Genomic DNA, 16,498 nt, shown 5'->3' with positions numbered 1-16,498 from the left:
GCTGACCCCGAATCCGATCAGCACTCTCCGAGGGATGCACATCTGCCGGGAGCTGGCGCCAGTCGATCTAACGCCAACCGAGAGCTCGATGCTGATCCTGGTCGGTGCGGATACATTCGACTAACCCCGGGGCACAGCGGACCACCATGATCAACGGCCCACGGCGGTGAGCACTCCTCGCGAAATGCGCCACCACGCGCCGTCGATCACGAAACGTGGGCGCGTCAGGCCACCGCGACCCGGCTGAGGTGCCGGGCGAGGAATCCGGCCGCACCGTTGACCTCGAATCGGAGACTTAGGCGTGTATACCCGCGTTGGCGTGCGCGGCACAGCCCACCACGATCAACGGCGGTGAGCACTCCTCGCGAAATGCGCTACCGTGCGCCGTCGATCCCGAAACGTGGGCGTGTCAGGCCACGGCGACCCGGCTGAGGTGCCGGGTGAAGAATCGGGCCGCGCTGTCGACCTCGAATCTGGGGACGTGGGCGTGGCCTCCCGCGTTGGCGTGCAACGTTTTCTCCTTTGCGGCGAAGGCGTCGTACAGTGCGAGGCCGGACTGGCGGTCTACGTGTTCGTCGTCCCATTGGAGGAGGAATTCGATTGGGACGGTGATCTTTGCCGCCGCTTCGGTCAAGGATTCCTGCCCGAGGCAGCCGAAGATCGCGGCGGTGATCCTGGGTTCGACTGCGGTCAGCGGTATGCCGATCCCGGTGCCCTGCATGATCCCCCAGAAGCCGACCGGACCGTCGGTGCCGATCTCCGGCAGTTCCTGCAGCGCGTCCAGGGTCGCCTGCCATTCCGGCACGGCGCGCGCGGCCAGGTCGATGTGCACTCCGACGGCAACCGGGCCGAGCGGCTCGCCCGCTGCCTGGGCCTGCCGGAGGAGGGTGACGTGTCGCTCGTCGGCCGCCGTTCGGGGTCGGTCGCCGTGGCCGGGTGCGTCGATGGCGGCCGCATGGAAACCGCATTCGGTCACGAATCGGTGTGCGCGGCCGACGATTCCGGGTGCTCGCTTGTGTTGACCACCGCTGTGTGCCAGCAGGACCAGGGGTGCGCGAGCAGCGGCGGAAGCGGGTGAGTAGAGCACGCCGGGAATTTCACCCACCGTGAAGTCGCGTTCGATGACACCGTTCGACGATGTCTCCGCAGTGAAATGCATAGGTGTTGCCTTTCGGGATTGCCTTGATGTTCAGGCACTCCCGGCGACACCTACATCAATCGCCAACCGTGCAGCAGCGAGGGAGCACCCCCATGGATACAGCGTTCACGGGTCTCACCTCCTGGCGCGATGTCACGGTCCCCCGCACGCTACCAACCCGCGCCCCGTCCCGCCTAACCATTTCCCGCTACCGCGTCACGCCCGGAATCCGCTGCATGAAGATGTCCACGGGGGTCTCGCTGACAACTGTGAACCCGTACCGCTCGTAAAGCCGCTCGGCCGGACTGCCCCGCAGAACGTCCACTCGGACGACGATCCCCGCGCGATCGCAGGATTCGAGCATTCTGCTCAGCACTGCCGAGCCGATCCCTTGGCCCTGCAGCCGCGGATCCAGGTAGAAGTGCTCGAGCCAGTGCCCATCATCAGCCGGTCTCAGTGCGACGCAGCCCGCGAATTCGCCGGCCACCTCGATCACCGACGTGTGCTCGGCCAGGAACCCGTCGCGCAGCCGCTGCCGCACCCGGTGTTCGTCGTAACGACCGAGGCGCTCGAGATCTGACCGCAGCGCCACGGCGCGTAACTCCGCGATCGGCTCGACGTCGGCGAGCTCTGCCCGGCGGGTCTCCCAGTCTGCCATGACGGGACAGTAGCGAACTGAACTGCGGTCAGTCGCTCCGATTTCCGCGCCAGCCTTTTGGGAACGAAAGCTGCCACCCGTGCGATAGAGGCCAAATATGTTGTGCCGCAGACATAATTGGCGCTCTATCGCGAGTACAGCGGTGCGATCAGTCCACACTCCGCGGCGGGTTCACCGTGGCGGTGTCGATGTGGCAGCGGCGGCCGTCGGTGGTTGTCGGCGGGGTGATGGTTCCGCCGTTTCCGGTGTAGGTGAGTTCGGGGGTGAGACAGCTTTGCCTAGCTTCGTCGCGGAAGGTGATGGTGGTGTCGGAGAAGACGAGCCGGTTGGCAAGTCTCGCGTTATCCCATGGCTCGATCGCGAACAAGGCCATGTTCTGGGCTTGAGCCCGCATGTTGATCGAGTAGCGCACCGAACCCGACCGTCCCGTAATGGTTTGCGTCCACACGCCGGTCGCTTGATCCAGGGCGATATCCATGTCGAGCGCCTCGCCCACCCTCACCGACATCGCACGCCCCGAGTGACAGTCGGCGTATTGCGGATCTCTGGAGTAAACATTGACGTACTGACCAGAGATCCACCAGGTGGAGTAGGTCGGCGGCTGTTGCACCGGAGCGCAAGCATCACCCCAGGTGAGCACGGGTTGCAGAACGCCGAGGCCGATCGGATAGTAGTTTCGGCCACCGTCGCGAGGCTCGAGACCCGGCCACAAGAACATAGTTCCCACCCGTGACGGCTTCGCCGGAACCGTGAAATGGGTTTGCATCCGAACGATTTCGTTGGCAGCCGGAATCTTGAAATAGATCCGCGACTGCTGATCCGGCTGCAACGGTATCGGCTGCGTCCGAGGCGCCATCGATCCCGGCGGCGACGGAGCAGTCGGCGGCTCCGCAAGAGAACTAGGCACGGCAACGAAACCCGCTGCCACGATTGCGATTACAACGGTAATGAGGTGACGAGCCACAGCTCCACGTTTAAGGTTCACACTTGCAAATGGAATCACACCCCCTTGCCGATACGAGTCCCCACCGACTGGGGAAAAACAAAAGCGCAGGCCCAACCTTCCCCAATAGCCTTGCACTGGAAGTAATCACCGAAACGCCGCACCCCACCCACCCGAAACCCCCGCACACTTAGTTGATTCTTCGAATACCCAAAGGTCAAACGAAGCGCACACCGTTTACCAAAGCCGCACACTTCGTATAGAGAGTGTGCGACTTACACAGTCGGTGTGCACATGACACAAAGAGGGTGTGCATTTCGACGAACCACCAAACCGTCGGCCCGACATCCCCATTCCCGACAGCGCCCGAAACAGGACCACAGCCAGATGACCACGCTGGAACCCCACACCACGTACCCGACTGATAACTACAGCCGGGTACGGCACACGACGCGCCCAGCACTACTCACAGGAAAACGTGGACAGGTCTTCAGCTCTATGAACTGTCCACCTCCGAAGCCCTAAGAAGCACTTGCCCGGACGGCCCAGACAGGCCGCCCTCAGCAAAATCCGCACTCTTTCTCGGGAGCCGCACTCGCTTTAGGGCCCTATTCCGAGCGCGGATCCCAAGAGAGAGTGCGGATTTCGAGCTTGTGGTGCGCGCCCGGGCCGCGCAACAGGCCGCCAGGAACGCAATCGCGCCCTGGCCGTTAGGCCAGGGCGCGAAAGTGCTCAACGCAGGGCTGCGGCCTTGCGGGCCAACCGCTTTGTGGCGGTTTTCGCCGCGGCTTGCGCCTCGGTGGGCTTGTCCGCCGCCTTGGTGGCCTTCTTCGCCGGAGCCTTCTTTGCGGGAGCCTTCGCTGCCTTCTTCGCAGGCGTCTTCTTCGCAGCCTGCGGCGCACCCGCTTGTTCCAGGGCTTGGCGCAGGAACTGGCCGGTATAGCTTTCGGCTACGGCGACAACATCTTCCGGGGTTCCTTGGGCCACGACCATGCCGCCGCCGGAGCCACCTTCGGGGCCCATGTCGATGACCCAGTCGGCGGTTTTGATGACGTCGAGGTTGTGTTCGATGACGATCACCGTGTTGCCCTTGTCGACAAGGCCGTTGATGACCTTGAGGAGCTTGCGGATGTCTTCGAAGTGCAGGCCGGTGGTCGGCTCGTCGAGGATGTAGACGGTGCGGCCAGTGGAGCGTTTCTGGAGTTCGGCGGAGAGTTTGACGCGCTGGGCTTCGCCGCCGGACAAGGTGGGTGCGCTCTGGCCGAGGCGGACATAGCCGAGGCCGACGTCGACGAGGGTCTTCAGGTAGCGGTGGATCGAGCTGATCGGCTCGAAGAACTCGGCACCCTCCTCGATGGACATGTCGAGGACCTCGGCGATGGTCTTGCCCTTGTAGTGCACCTCGAGGGTTTCCCGGTTGTAGCGGGCGCCGTGGCAGACCTCGCACGGGACGTACACGTCGGGCAGGAAGTTCATCTCGATCTTCAAAGTGCCGTCACCCGAGCACGCCTCGCAACGACCGCCCTTGACGTTGAAGGAGAATCGGCCCGGCTGGTAGCCGCGCACCTTCGCCTCGGTGGTCGACGCGAACAGGGTGCGGATCTTGTCGAACACACCGGTGTAGGTCGCCGGATTAGAACGCGGGGTGCGGCCGATCGGCGACTGATCCACCTGAACCAGCTTGTCCAGGTCGTCGAGTCCCTTGATCCTGGTGTGCCTGCCCGGCACCTGCCGCGCGCCGTTGAGCTTGTTCGCCAGCACGGTCGCCAGGATGTCGTTGACCAGCGTCGACTTGCCGGAACCGGAGACGCCGGTGACCGCGGTGAGTACGCCGAGCGGGAAGTCGACGTCGATGCCGCGCAGGTTGTGCTCGGTCGCGCCGACCACGGTGAGCAGGCGCTTCTTGTCGATCGGCCGGCGGAGCAGCGGCAGCTCGATCCGCTCCCGGCCGGAAAGGTAAGCGCCGGTGAGTGATTCGGGCTCGGTGAGCAGCTCCTGGTACGGGCCGCTGTGCACCACCCGGCCACCGTGCTCGCCGGCCAGCGGGCCGATGTCGACCACCCAGTCCGAGGCGCGGATGGTGTCTTCGTCGTGTTCGACGACGATCAGCGTGTTGCCGAGATTACGCAGCCGGGTGAGGGTTTCGATGAGCCGCCGGTTGTCCCGCTGATGCAGGCCGATGGACGGTTCGTCGAGCACGTAGAGCACACCGACCAGCCCGGAACCGATCTGGGTGGCGAGCCGGATGCGCTGCGCCTCACCGCCGGACAACGTGGCCGCGGCCCGCCCGAGCGACAGGTATTCCAGGCCGACGTCGAGCAGGAAGCCGAGCCGCGCCTGCACCTCTTTGAGCACCTGCCCGGCGATCGCGGCCTCGCGCTCCCCCAGCGTGAGCGAGTTCAGGAACTTGGAGCATTCCCCGATGGACAGGTCGCTGACCTCGGCGATGGATTTGTTGTCGCCGCCCGCGTTGATGGTGACCGCGAGGATCTCCGGACGCAGCCGAGCACCGTCGCAGACCGGGCACGGCACGTCGCGCATGTACCCGTCGTAGTGCTCCTTCATCTGCTCGGACTCGGTGCTCTCCATGCGCCGCTGCAGGAACGGCATCACGCCCTCGAAATCGGCGTAGTACGAACGCTTCCGGCCGTACCGGTTGGTGTAGGAGACGTGCACCTGGTCGGAGCTGCCCTCGAGCACGGCCTTACGCGCCTTGAGCGGCAGGTCTTCCCACGGGGTCTTCATCGAGAAGCCGACGGCCTCGGCGAGCCCGGACAGCAGCCTGGTGAAGTATTCCGCGGTCTGCCCGCGCGACCACGGCGCGATGGCACCGTCCTGCAGGCTGAGCGCCGGGTCGGGCACCACCAGGTCCGGGTCGACCTCCTTGCGAATGCCGAGGCCGGAGCAATCCGGGCAGGCGCCGTAGGGCGAGTTGAACGAGAACGACCGGGGTTCCAGGTCTTCGATGTCGAGCGGGTGCCCGTTCGGGCAGGCCAGCCGCTCGGAGAAGCGGCGCTCCCGGTCGTGCGCGTGCTCGTCGCGGTCGACGAAGTCCAGCACCACGATGCCGTCGGCCAGCCGCAGCGCGGTCTCGATCGAATCGGTGAGGCGCTGTTTCGAATTCGTCTTGACGGACAGGCGGTCGACGACCACCTCGACGTCGTGCTTCTCCTGCTTCTTCAGCTTCGGCGGATCGGTGAGCGGGTACACCACGCCGTCGACCCGGACCCGGGAGTAGCCCTGCGAATTCAATTGATCGAAGAGATCGACGAATTCGCCCTTTCGGGTGCGCACCACCGGCGCGAGCACCTGGAATTTGATGCCCTCCTCCATGGCGAGCACCTGGTCGACGATCTGCTGCGGCGTCTGCTTCTGGATCAGCTCGCCACACACCGGGCAATGCGGAGTGCCCGCCCGCGCGTACAGCAGGCGCAGGTAGTCGTACACCTCGGTGATGGTGCCGACGGTCGAACGCGGGTTGCGGTTGGTCGACTTCTGATCGATCGACACCGCGGGCGAGAGACCCTCGATGAAATCGACGTCGGGCTTGTCCATCTGCCCGAGGAACTGCCGCGCGTACGCCGACAGCGACTCCACGTACCGCCGCTGTCCCTCGGCGAAGATCGTGTCGAAGGCCAGGCTCGATTTGCCGGAGCCGGACAATCCGGTGAACACGATGAGACTGTCGCGAGGCAGATCGAGGTCGATCCCCTTCAGGTTGTGTTCCCGAGCTCCGCGCACAGTGAGGCGTTCCGCCACCAGGTGAGTCCCTTCTCGATCGTGTTCGGGTGAACCGACAAACGGGTCCAGACGTATCCGGCCGTCATGCTAAACACACCCACCGACAAGTTTGGCTCGTCCGGGGCGTACCAGCTACAAACGGCGCTCGCATCGGCGGTAGTGCGGTGCGTCCGGCTAGCGGTCGACGCTAGGTCCGGCGCAGGTCACCGGACAAACCGCGGACTTGCCAGCCCTCCGCGTCGACGGTGACCGACAGCACGTCCGAGCCGACGCGCAGCCCGCCGACCCGCAACGGCAGGTAGCGAGCGGGGACCACCGGCGCGACCGACAGCACCCCCTCCGGAACGCTGGGTTCCAGTCTCAACAGCGTACGCAAAAACAGCAGCGGCGCGGCGGCGGCCCAGGCCTGCGGCGAACACGACGTCGGATAGGGCACGGGGATGTCGAATTCGGCGCGGTCGAAACCGCAGAAGAGCTCCGGCAGCCGGTAGCCGAACCGGGTCGAGGCGTCGAGCACGGCAGTGACCACCTGGTTCGCGTGCTCGGTGAACCCGTAGCGCATCAGGCCCGCGGCGCAGATCGCGTTGTCGTGCGGCCAGACCGAGCCGTTGTGATAGCTGACCGGGTTGTATGCGCCCATTGACGTGGCCAGCGTGCGGATCCCCCAGCCGCTGAACATCTCCGGCGAGAGCAGGTGGTCGGCGACCCGCTTAGCCTTGTCGTCGTCGATGATCCCGGTCCACAGGCAGTGCCCGATATTGGAGGTGAGCGCGTCGATCGGCCGCTTGTCCCGGTCCAGACCGATCGCGAACCAGCCGCGATCGGGCAGCCAGAACGCCTCGTTGAACGCGGTTTTCAATTGTGCGGCCTTGGCGCGCCAGCGTTCCGCGGCCGGATGGTCGCCGGTACCGGCGGCAAGCGTGGCACGTGCGAGATACGCCGCGTAGGTGTAGCCCTGCACCTCGGCCAGGGCGATCGGCGCCTCGGGCAGCGTGCCGTCGGCGAAGTTGACCCCGTCCCAGGAGTCCTTCCAGCCCTGATTGGCCAGGCCGTGCTCGGCGGCGCACTGATATTCGACGAAGCCGTCGCCGTCCAGGTCGCCGTAGCGTTCGATCCACTCCAGCGCGCGGTCCGCGTGCGGCAGCAGCTCGTCGCGGATCCGCGCGTCCAGCCCCCAGCGGTACAGCTCGCCGAGCAGCATCACGAACAACGGGGTGGCGTCGGCGGTGCCGTAATACGCGGTGCCGCCGCCGAGCAGCAGCGTCGCCGCGCGCCCGAACCGCACCTCGTGCGGAATCCGGCCCGGCTGTTCCTCGGTCGCCGCGTGCACTTTCGACCCCTGCAGGCCGGCCAGGCTCTGCAGCGTGCCGACCGCCAGCCTGCGGTCGAGCGGCAACACCATCCACGAGGTGAGCAGCGAGTCGCGGCCGAACAGCGCCATGAACCAGGGCGCGCCCGCGGCAACCACCGCGCGCTCCGGGTGGTCCGGATCGAAGATGCGCAGCGCACCGAGATCGGTGAGGGTGCGTTGCAGCACCGACGCGAGGGTTTCGTCCTCGGTGTGCACGGTCGGTGAGTTCGCGTACCACTCGCGCAGTCGTTGCGCGGGCCCGCTGCGGTTCACCGGCGTGCCGCACGGGTAGCGCGGCGGCGTGGGGTCGGCGTCGAGCGCGGGCAGGTACTCGACGCACGCGGACCATTCACCGCGACCGGGAAGGTTTATCTCCCAGCACAATTCGCGACCCGACGCGCTGGCTCCGGTACCACTGACCGTCACCGCCACGCCGAGCTCGGCCCGACTGATCTGGATCGCACCGTCCATCGCGCGCGCCGCGGTGACCACCTCGTGGTCATGGCCGATGCGCCCCTCCTTGACCTCGAAGAGGTCGGCGAAATCGGCGTCCAGTTCCAGCCGGATCGCGCATTCCAGCGGCACGCCGGACAGGTTGCGCACCACCAGATCCTCGCGCATACCGTCACCCACGTGCCTGCCGATGATCACCAGCGCGGTGCTGTCGGCGGTGCCCGCCCGCGGCGCGGTGCGGGCCAGCAGCGTCGCGCTGTACGGCTGGTCGTAACGCACGGTGAGCGCCTCCGGCTCGATGCCGTCGACGGTGAGTCGCCAGTGCGACAGCACCCTGGTGTCGCGCACGAACAAGCCCGCCGCGCGATTCGCCCTGATCGCGCCGCTGACCTCGCTGATGCAGAAGGTCGAGCCCTCGACCAGGGTGACCCCGGCGTTGATCGTCGTGGGCGCCGCCGTATCCGAGCCGTCGCCCCAGGGATGGGTCACGACGCCGCCCCATGGGCGCTCGGCAAACTCACGCCACCGTGGTGGGCACCATGACCCGGGTCGTCCGCTCCGACAGGATGCGGCGATACAGCCGCGCGTGATCGCGCGCCATCCGCAGCCTGTCGAACCGCTGCTCCGCCGCCGCCCGGCAATCCCGGCGATCGATGGTGTGCACCTGATCGATGGCGTCCACCATCTCTTCGACGCCGCGACACAGGAATCCGGTCTTGCCGTGCTCGACGATCTCCGGGGCCGCGCCGTTGGGGAACGCGAGAACCGGTGTGCCGCAAGCCAATGACTCGGCCATCACGAGTCCGAACGGCTCGGGCCACTCGATCGGATTGATCAACGCGTCGGCGTGGCGCACCAATTCGACCCGGCGCGCGGTGGGTTCCTCACGCGGCTCAGGATCGTCGGGGCCCATCAGTGGACGCACCCGCTCAGTGTAGTAGCGCTGCTCCTCCGGTTCGCGCATCTTGGTGATCATGATCAGCTTGCGCCGGGCCAGCCTGGCGATCTGCACCGCGCGGTGCACGCCCTTGGTTTCGTTCATCCGGCCGACGAACACCAGGTAACCGCCGCCGCCAGGGCCGAATCGATGCGCGGTGAGGTCGATGCCGTGATGGATCACCTCGGCGATCGGCACGCTGCCCGCCATCCGGCGTTGCGCCTCGGAGATCGCGACGATGCTGGCGTGGCGCGCCATCGAACGGAACAGTTCCTGGCGCATCTCCGAGAAAGGCCCGTGGTTGGTGACCACGACCGGCGGCCCGTTCTGGATGGCGCCGACGAACGGACCGAGCGAGGTGTGATCGTGAATGATGTCGACGTCGGCCAGCGTTTCGTAGGCGGCCAGCACGTGCATCAACTCGGCCTCACCGACGCCGATCTGCACGGTCGGATGCTCGTACAGCGAATATCGGTGTACCGGGCAGGTGGAATCGCCCACCGTGAACAGGTGCACGTCGTGGCCGAGCAGGTCGAGGCCGACCGAGAGATTGCCGACCACCGCTTCGGTGCCGCCGTAGGCCGGCGGTGGTACCGGGACCCATGGCGGGACTATCTGACCGATCCTCATGGGCGCCTACGTTCTTCGACGCCGCGCCCTTCCGCTGCTGGTCCCCAGTGTGCGCCGCAGCCGGCGCAGCGCTGGAGGACATCGGGTACTTCGTCGAAGAGGTCGGAGCCGCAGCCCGGACAGGCACGCGGCGGTCCGAAGATCGCGCTGAAATCTAGTGTCGCTGAATATGTCATCGCTCGAGTTCCCCATGTACATATGAGCCTTATGGCTCCGCTGCCCACGGCCCCTCTGGTTGACTTCATTGCAAGCTTACCCGGAACGTCGTTATCTACTCGTGGCTTTCGGGAGGCTGCTTTCGTCCGGTAGGCGACGACAGGGAGGCCGACGTGCTCGAGGTATTTCTGGTCGACGATCACGAAATCGTCCGGCGCGGTCTGATCGATCTGCTGGAGGGTGACCCCGAGCTGACGGTGATCGGCGAGGCGGGTGACGTCGCGCAGGCGATGGCCCGGATTCCGGTGCTGCGCCCCGATGTCGCGGTGCTCGATGTCCGGCTGCCCGACGGCAACGGCATCGAGCTGTGCCGCGACCTGCTGGCCGAGGTGGAGGGGCTGCGCTGCCTGATTCTCACCTCGTATACCGACGAGCAGGCGATGCTCGACGCGATCCTGGCCGGGGCCAGCGGATACGTCGTGAAGAACATCAAAGGCATGGAGCTGGCCGCCGCGATCAAGGCGGTCGGCGCGGGCCGTTCGCTGCTGGACAATCGGGCGGCCGCCGCGTTGCGGGCCCGGCTGCGCGACGGCGTGCCCGACGACGACGGCCCGCTGGCCGGGCTCACCGAGCAGGAGCGCAAGCTGCTCGCGCTGCTCGGCGAGGGACTCACCAACCGGCAGATCGCGGCCCGGATGTTCTTGGCGGAGAAGACGGTCAAGAACTACGTGTCGAGGCTGCTTGCCAAGCTCGGCATGGAGCGGCGCACCCAGGCGGCGGTGCTGGCCAGCAAGCTCGGCGAACGCTGACCGCGACATGACGGACGCCGCGGCGCATGTCGTGTTCGACGCGTTGCGCACGATCGTGGACACCGCGACCCGCATCGCCGGCGACAACGCGCGGCTCTACGAGTGGGGCCGCACCCGGCAGGCGTGGATCGCGGCGAACCGCGACATCGCCACCGAGTTCCTCGCGGGCACCGCGCCGGATCGGGTGCTCGCGCAGGTGGTCGAGCACGCGCGCACGCTGACCAGTTCGGAGCAGGCGATCCTCGCCGTCGTCGAGCCCGGCGTTCCGCCCGAGGAGGCCTCGGAACTCGTTGTGGCGCAATGGTCGAGGGCGGACTCGCCGGTCGAGGGACAGCACGTGCGGCTCATCAACACCGTCGCGGGCAAGGCGTTCGCCGAGCGCGCCACCGTGCATCTGGCCGACGCGCGGGGCATCGACCTCGGGGCACCGCTCGAGTCCGCCGGACCCGCGCTGATCCTGCCGTTGCAGACCGCCGGGGTGGTGCTCGGCGTGCTGATCGTCGTGCGCGCGCCCGACGCCGAGCCGTACTCCGACGAACTCGGCGCGCTCGCCGCGGCGTTCACCGACCAGGCCGCGCTGGCCATGCAGCTGGCCGAGGCGCAGCGCCGAGCGCGCGAACTCGATGTGCTCGCCGACCGCGACCGGATCGCGCGCGACCTGCACGATCACGTCATCCAGCGGGTATTCGCGGTCGGCCTCGGCTTGCAGGGCGTGGCCGCACGAGTGGACGATCCGCAAGTTCAGCAACGGCTTTCGGACGAGATCGATCGACTGCAGGAGATCGTGCAGGAGATCAGAACGACGATCTTCGATCTGCACGGCGGCGCGGGCGCCTCGCTGCGGCGACGCCTGGAGGACGCGGTCCGGCAGCAGACCGCGGCGTCTCCGATCCGGGCGCGGTTGCACGTCGACGGCCCGCTGTCGGTGGTCGGGCCCGCGCTGGCCGATCACGCGGAAGCCGTTGTGCGCGAATCGGTCAGCAATGCGGTGCGGCACTCGGGCGGGGACGCCGTGACGATCGAGATCACCGTCGCCGACGAGTTGACCATCCTGGTGCGGGACAACGGATCAGGCGTGCCGGACGACGTAATCGCCAGCGGCCTGGCCAATCTCGCGCAGCGGGCGACCGAGTCGGAGGGCCGGTGCAGCATCGAGCGCGCCGCCTCCGGTGGGACGCGGGTGCACTGGTCGGTCCCGCTGAGCTGAGTGCGGTTACGCCGGTTCGACCATGCTGAGATCGCCGTCGTAGCGGCGGTACAGCAGTCGGCCGCGACCGGTGGCCGGGTCGGTGAAGAGCAGGAACGGCAGGCCGTGATGGCACAGGATGTGCGCGGCCCGCTCCTCATCGAGGACCGGCGCCGGTTCCGAATCCACGGTCAGTGGCAGCAGATTCACCGTCGGCGGGCCGCTCACCGTCGCGTGCTGGCGGAACAGCCGGACGCCGAGCGGGTCACCCCAGGCCACCACGGCCTCGGTGCCGGACTCGCGGTCGGTGAACAGGTAGGCGTCGTAATCCATCGCGTCCATCACCGCCGTCGCCTCGGCGGGGCTGCCGGTGAGCAGTTCGCACTTCTTGCGGCGCACGATCGGGCGCGGCTCGGTGACCTCGGCCAGCGGCGGCCGGGCGGGATCGGGCCAATCCCGGGACTGGGTGGTGGCGAGCCGGGCCAGCTGCCGGTCCAGCCGCTCGGCGGCGAAGGTCACCGCGAAACCGCCGGGACCGGTCACCTGCACGCGGGCAGCGATCGCGCGACACCGAATGTTGGCCTGTACCACCGTCACTTCGCCCGCATCGGCGGGCGCGGTGACGCGCACCCTGGTCGCCGCGTCGAGGTGGTGGCGGCGCAGCACCCGGCCGATCGCCCGGACCGCCCTCGTTACGTCCACATCCGGCACCGCACCGAAGGTGGTGACGGCTAGATCGAGATCACTCGCGGTGAGCCAGTGTTGTGGTGACGAAGAATGCAACAGCCCCGACGACTTCATGTGACACGCCCTGCCTTCGATATCCTGATCCCGTAGCCCCATGTCACCATCGCGATGCCGTGGCGAACAGGGCCGAAAGACCCCGAAGGGCGAACTAGACTGGGACAGGGCGCAGTTCGCGCGCCCACCACAAGGGGAAGCCGATATGACCGACGATGGCGGCAACGACCCCTATTCCATGCGCGACACCCTGTCGCAATTGCGCCTGCGCGAATTACTCAGCGAGGTCAAGGAACGCGTCGAACTCATTCTCGATTCGCGCGACCGAATGGACGGTTTGGTCGAGGCGATGCTGGCCGTGACCTCCGGCCTAGACTTGGACGAGACCCTGCGCACCATCGTGCGCACCGCGATCAGCCTGGTCGACGCCCGCTACGGCGCGCTCGCGGTGCGCGGCCACGACCAGCAGGTGGTGCAGTTCATCGACGAGGGGTTCGACGACGAAACCCGCAGGGCCATCGGACGATTACCGGAGGGCCATGGCGTGCTCGGCGTGGTGTTCCATCAGTCGAAACCGCTCCGGCTCGACGAACTCACCAATCATCCTGCCTCCGTTGGCCTTCCACCACACCACCCGCCGATGCATACCTTCCTCGGAGTCCCCGTGCGGATCCGCGGCAAGGTATTCGGCAGCCTCTACCTGACCGAGAAGGCAGGCGGGCAGCCGTTCACCGACGATGACGACGTACTGGTGCAGGCGCTGGCGGCCGCGGCGGGCATCGCGGTGGACAACGCCAGGCTCTACGAATCGGCGCGCACCAGGCAGGCCTGGATCGCGGCGACTCGCGACATCGCCACCGAACTGCTTGCGGGCAACCAGTCCGCCGGTGTGCTCGCGCACGTCGTCGAGCACGCGCGCACCCTCACCGGCTCGCACCAGTCGTTTCTGACCGGCCCCGACGAAGACGGCGAGCCCGCCGCGCTCGCGGTCACCACCTGGTGTGGGCCAGGCGAGGGCTATGAGGGCAAGGCGGTTCGCGCCGAAGGGACCGTGCTCGGCGAGGCGTTCACCCGCCGCACCCCGCTACGTTTCGACGACGCGGGCGCGGTCGATCTCGGCCTCGCGCTGCCCGACGCGGGGCCGCTGCTGATCCTGCCGCTGTGCACCCCGGACAGCACGCTCGGCGTGCTCACCACGGTGCGGCCGATCGGCGCCGCGCCGTACTCCGACGAGCTGGTCGAGCTGACCGCCGCGTTCACCGACCAGGCGGCGCTGGCCGTGCAGCTGGCCGACGCGCAGCAGCGGATGCGCGATATCGACATCCTGGCCGATCGCGACCGAATCGCCAGGGACCTGCACGACCACGTCATCCAGCGCCTGTTCGCGGTCGGCATCACGCTGCAGGGCGCGATCGCCAAGGCCACCGTTCCCGAAGTGCGCCAACGCCTTTCCACCGTGGTCAACGATTTGCAAGAGGTGGTGCAGGAGATCAGGACCTCGATCTTCGACCTGCACGGCGGTAACGGCAACCCGCTGCAGCAACGGATCGAGCACGCGATCCGTCAGCAGACCGCGGAAACCCCACTGCGGCCCACCTTTTCGGTGACGGGGCCGCTGTCGGTGCTGGAGGCCGAGCTGGCCGATCACGCCGAAGCCGTAGTGCGCGAGGCGGTCAGCAACGCGGTCCGGCATTCCGGGGCGGATACGGTCGCGGTGGAGATAAGCGTCGACGACGACTTGACGATCGTGGTGACCGACAACGGCTGGGGCATCCCGAATCACGTGGTGCGCAGCGGACTACGGAATTTGGAGCAGCGCGCGGAGAAGGCGGACGGGCACTTCGTCATCGGCGCGGCGGGGAGGGTGACGGAAGCGGGTGCGGCCCTGCCGGGCACCCGGCTGTGCTGGTCGGTGCCGCTGCCGTGAGGACGGGTTTCATCGACCGGCCCTGCCTGCCGGAACCACGACAGCGTTGATCGTTTCGTGCTCCGCCCAGCTGAGCCTCCCCGGCGGATGGCACCGACCCCGGCGACGTCATATGATCTTGTTGCTGCAGCGCCCGGCACAGCAGCGCTCTGGCACCGATTCCTCGGCCGATCGCAGTCGGCCGGACATTTCCTGGGCACCGGTTCTGTAATGATCACCAGACAGTGCCCGATTAAGCGCCTGAACTGTGATCGAGGCAATAGCGTCGACGCTGTGGTCTTGTGCACGTCGATACGAGAATAAACCCATGCTCCACTGGCCAGGTCGGGTCGACGATTGGGGGTTCGAGTGGGTGAGGACAAGGTCGCGGCCGCCGAGCAGCTGGCCGAGCGCTACCGTTCCCTGGTCGAGCACACGCCCGACGCCATCTGCGTGCACGAGCGCGGCGTCGTCGTCTACGTCAATCCCGCCACGGTGCGCTTGCTGGCCGCCGACAGCGTCGACGATGTGATCGGCAAACCCCTCACCCAGTTCATCCATCCCAGCTCCGTCCCGGGAATGCTGGACCGGATCAGCCACCTGACCACCCAGGGGGCCGCCGCCGACCCGGCCGAGATAACGCTGGTCCGTGCGGACGGCGTGCTGATGCCCGTGGAGATCGTGTCGGTGCTCACGCCCTGGCACGACCACCTTGCCTATCAGGTGGTCATCCACGACCTCACCGCTCAGCGACACGCCGAGGCCGCCCAACGATTGGCCGAACAGCATTTCACCACCGTCGTCTCGCAACTGGAGGAGGGCGTGGTCGTGATCGATCCGGACGGCCGCATCGAATCCGCCAACCCGGCGGCCATGCGCGTCTTCGGCAGCGACGAGTCCGACGACGCGCTCATCGGCAAGACGATCCAGTCGCTGCCGCTGACCCTGCTGGACGCGAACGCGCAGCCGCTGGCGCCCACCCGGCACCCGATCGCCCGCACGCTGGCCACCGGCGAGACCATCACCGGCTTCGTCTTCGGCGTCGACCGGCCCGACGGACACCGGCGCTGGCTGTCGGGCAGCAGCCGCCTGCTCAATCCCGGCGATCCGCGCTCGTCCGCGGTGTCCTCGTTCGCCGACATCACCGAATTCCGGGCCAGCAGGCGGCAACTGGAGTACCAGGCCACGCACGACTCGCTGACCGGCCTGGCGAATCGTTCGCTGGTCCTGTCGCAGCTGGCCGGCGCGCTGGCCACCAGCGAGAACCTGCCGGTGTCCACGGTGCTGTTCATCGACCTGGACGGGTTCAAGGCGATCAACGACACGCTCGGGCACGCCATCGGCGACACGGTGCTGCAGATCGTCGCGCAACGGTTGCAGCGCGCGCTGCGCGGCGACGACATCGTCGGCAGGCTCGGCGGCGACGAGTTCCTGGTGCTGTTGTCCGGCGGCACCCGGCGGGTGGATATCGACGCGCTGGTGGCCAGGCTGCGTTCGACCATGGCCGAGCCGATCATCGCGCGCGGGCACCGGATCGAGGTGAACGCCTCGATCGGCGTCACCGCCCTCGCCGTCGGTGACCGGCGCACTCCCGAGGCCGTGCTGCACGACGCGGACCTGGCGATGTACCGGGCCAAGCCGTCCGGGCACCGCGAGGGCACGGTCAGCTTGGGACGCAGGCCGAACAACACGCACGCGTCCTGACCGGTCCGATCGACGATTCTCGAAGAATTTCGCGGTTCACCGGAATACTCGCGGTGCGCGAAACTGTTGCAACACTTCTATGACCAGTTCCCGGTGGTCGGGCACAGCACGCCAGTAACCGTCGCGCACAACGACGCGTGGTGGG

At 67.2% G+C, this 16,498-nt stretch carries 11 protein-coding genes; 4 read left to right on the top strand and 7 right to left on the bottom strand.

Annotation, left to right across the window (positions count from 1 at the left end; all coding sequences use genetic code 11):
- Nucleotides 1–409 precede the first annotated feature (409 nt).
- From ACIBCN_RS04485 to ACIBCN_RS04460, 6 genes are all read right to left on the bottom strand, one after another.
- The gene (locus ACIBCN_RS04485; RefSeq protein ID WP_396990041.1) at nucleotides 410–1,159 is read right to left on the bottom strand and encodes an alpha/beta hydrolase; all 750 of its coding nucleotides are present in this window, start codon (nucleotides 1,157–1,159) and stop codon (nucleotides 410–412) included.
- Between the two features lie 187 nt (nucleotides 1,160–1,346).
- Nucleotides 1,347–1,796, bottom strand: coding sequence for a GNAT family N-acetyltransferase (locus ACIBCN_RS04480; RefSeq protein WP_396990040.1), 450 nt, complete (start codon nucleotides 1,794–1,796; stop codon nucleotides 1,347–1,349).
- A 148-nt stretch (nucleotides 1,797–1,944) separates the two neighbouring features.
- Entirely contained in the window at nucleotides 1,945–2,799 is an 855-nt protein-coding gene (locus ACIBCN_RS04475; RefSeq protein ID WP_396990039.1) for a hypothetical protein, read from the bottom strand.
- 672 nt (nucleotides 2,800–3,471) lie between these two features.
- Nucleotides 3,472–6,498 (bottom strand): excinuclease ABC subunit UvrA, encoded by a 3,027-nt coding sequence (gene uvrA, locus ACIBCN_RS04470; protein ID WP_396990038.1) that lies wholly within the window; start codon nucleotides 6,496–6,498, stop codon nucleotides 3,472–3,474.
- Nucleotides 6,499–6,667: 169 nt separating this feature from the next.
- Nucleotides 6,668–8,773, bottom strand: coding sequence for a glycogen debranching N-terminal domain-containing protein (locus ACIBCN_RS04465; RefSeq protein ID WP_396990037.1), 2,106 nt, complete (start codon nucleotides 8,771–8,773; stop codon nucleotides 6,668–6,670).
- A 28-nt stretch (nucleotides 8,774–8,801) separates the two neighbouring features.
- Nucleotides 8,802–9,851 (bottom strand): glycosyltransferase family 4 protein, encoded by a 1,050-nt coding sequence (locus ACIBCN_RS04460; protein WP_396990036.1) that lies wholly within the window; start codon nucleotides 9,849–9,851, stop codon nucleotides 8,802–8,804.
- A gap of 329 nt (nucleotides 9,852–10,180) precedes the next feature.
- Here ACIBCN_RS04460 and ACIBCN_RS04455 point away from each other — a divergent pair, with 329 nt between their 5' ends.
- Both ACIBCN_RS04455 and ACIBCN_RS04450 read left to right on the top strand, forming a co-directional pair.
- Nucleotides 10,181–10,816, top strand: coding sequence for a response regulator (locus ACIBCN_RS04455; protein WP_396990035.1), 636 nt, complete (start codon nucleotides 10,181–10,183; stop codon nucleotides 10,814–10,816).
- A 7-nt stretch (nucleotides 10,817–10,823) separates the two neighbouring features.
- Complete coding sequence (locus ACIBCN_RS04450) at nucleotides 10,824–12,023, top strand: sensor histidine kinase (protein WP_396990034.1); 1,200 nt, start codon at nucleotides 10,824–10,826, stop codon at nucleotides 12,021–12,023.
- A gap of 6 nt (nucleotides 12,024–12,029) precedes the next feature.
- On the opposite strand, the gene ACIBCN_RS04445 is transcribed toward ACIBCN_RS04450, so the two are convergent.
- Nucleotides 12,030–12,803, bottom strand: coding sequence for a sigma 54 modulation/S30EA ribosomal C-terminal domain-containing protein (locus ACIBCN_RS04445; protein ID WP_396990033.1), 774 nt, complete (start codon nucleotides 12,801–12,803; stop codon nucleotides 12,030–12,032).
- Nucleotides 12,804–12,948: 145 nt separating this feature from the next.
- On the opposite strand from ACIBCN_RS04445, the gene ACIBCN_RS04440 reads away from it, so the two are divergent.
- A complete protein-coding gene (locus tag ACIBCN_RS04440; RefSeq protein WP_396990032.1) occupies nucleotides 12,949–14,670 on the top strand; it encodes a GAF domain-containing sensor histidine kinase in 1,722 nt (573 codons plus the stop codon).
- A gap of 348 nt (nucleotides 14,671–15,018) precedes the next feature.
- Complete coding sequence (locus tag ACIBCN_RS04435; protein WP_396990031.1) at nucleotides 15,019–16,353, top strand: diguanylate cyclase domain-containing protein; 1,335 nt, start codon at nucleotides 15,019–15,021, stop codon at nucleotides 16,351–16,353.
- Nucleotides 16,354–16,498: the final 145 nt, after the last annotated feature.

The sequence above is a fragment of the Nocardia sp. NPDC051052 genome (assembly GCF_044456045.1).
Lineage (GTDB): Bacteria > Actinomycetota > Actinomycetes > Mycobacteriales > Mycobacteriaceae > Nocardia.
The sequence above is the reverse complement of the archived record's forward strand: the minus strand, read 5'-3'. Positions and strand labels throughout refer to the sequence as shown.